The 1218-nt window shown below is 69.3% G+C and carries 2 protein-coding genes; both read left to right on the top strand.

All coding sequences use genetic code 11. The annotated features are described in order from the left end of the window. The coding region (locus I55_RS26410) for a glycosyltransferase (protein WP_148293976.1) at positions 1-342 on the top strand (342 nt) is incomplete at its 5' end. Continuing rightward, positions 332-1207 carry a glycosyltransferase family 4 protein gene (locus I55_RS26405; RefSeq protein ID WP_148293975.1) on the top strand — a complete coding sequence of 292 codons (876 nt, stop codon included), beginning with the start codon at positions 332-334 and terminating at the stop codon, positions 1205-1207. The genes I55_RS26410 and I55_RS26405, both read left to right, overlap by 11 nt. Positions 1208-1218 lie beyond the last annotated feature (11 nt).

The following is a 1218-nucleotide window of genomic DNA, read 5'->3' as shown; positions in this document are numbered from 1 at the left end:
TGGCCGAGGGCGACATCCACCTGGTGCCGCAAGAGCCGGCAGTCCGCCGCCTTCGCCATCCCCTCCAAGATTTTCAACATCATGGCCGTGGGCCGTCCCTTCGTCACCACGGCCAACCCGCACAGCCCCCTGTGGCATTTGCAGGAACGCAGCGGCGCCTTCATCTGCGTGCCGCCGCACGATACCGAGGCCTTCACCGAGGCCGTGCTGCGCCTGGTGCGGGACGCGCCCCTGCGGCGGGAACTGGGCGAGCGCGGCCGGCGTTTCGTGGAACAGCACTATTCCCGGTCCCGCGTCCTGGGGGGACTGGTCCGGCGATTGGATGCGCTCTATGCCAAATAAGCGTCCGCCGGTGGCCGAGGCCGCGGCACCGGCGCCGGCGGCCCCCACCGGCCCCCGTTCCTTCGTGATCTTCGAGCCCGACGCGGAGGGTCATCCCTGCGAATGGCTGAAGCACCTCATGCACTTCGCCGCGGCCGATGAGCGGGATTACCGCGTCTCCTTCGTCGTGGCGCGCGAGCTTTATGACGAACTGGCCGCCGACGGCGCCGCCAGCCGCCAGGACCGGGTGCGGGTGCTGCCGCTGGATCCAGCGGAACAGGCGCGCTGCCGTCACCCCCTGCTGCCCGTGCGGGGTTTCGCCCGCTGGTGGACCATGCGCCGGTATCTGGAGCGCACGGGATCGGAAGCCGGACATTTCCTGTCGCTGGACCACCTGACGCTGCCGCTGGCCCTGTCGTTGGGCGCCGGCGGCCGCCGACTGTGCGGCATCCTGTTCCGCCCGTCCGTCCATTATGGCGCGCTGGGCAGCTACGAGCCCACCCTCAAGGAATGGCTGCGCGACGCGCGCAAGGCCTTGCTATACCCCCTGATGCTGCGCAACGCCGCGGTCCACCGGGTGCTGACGCTGGATCCCTATTTCCCGACATACGCCCACGATCGCTATGTCCAGGGGGACAAGGTGCGCACCGTGGTCGACCCCGTGCACCCCTTCGTGAACGAAACGCCGGAGGAGCGGGCGCTGGCCGCCATGATGCCGGATGGCCGCGTCACCCTGCTGCTGTTCGGCTTCCTGACCGAGCGCAAGGGCATCCTGTCCCTGCTGGATGCCTTGCACCACCTGCCGGCCGACGCCGCCGCCAAGGTGGGGGTCATGATCGCCGGCAAGGTCGATCCCACCCTGCGCGACAGGGTTATGCCGGCATGAAGCGATGCCCA

This window comes from Azospirillum sp. B4, assembly GCF_000333275.1.
Lineage (GTDB): Bacteria > Pseudomonadota > Alphaproteobacteria > Azospirillales > Azospirillaceae > Nitrospirillum.
Note: the sequence above shows the minus strand (reverse complement) of the source record. Positions and strands in the feature narration are given on the sequence as shown.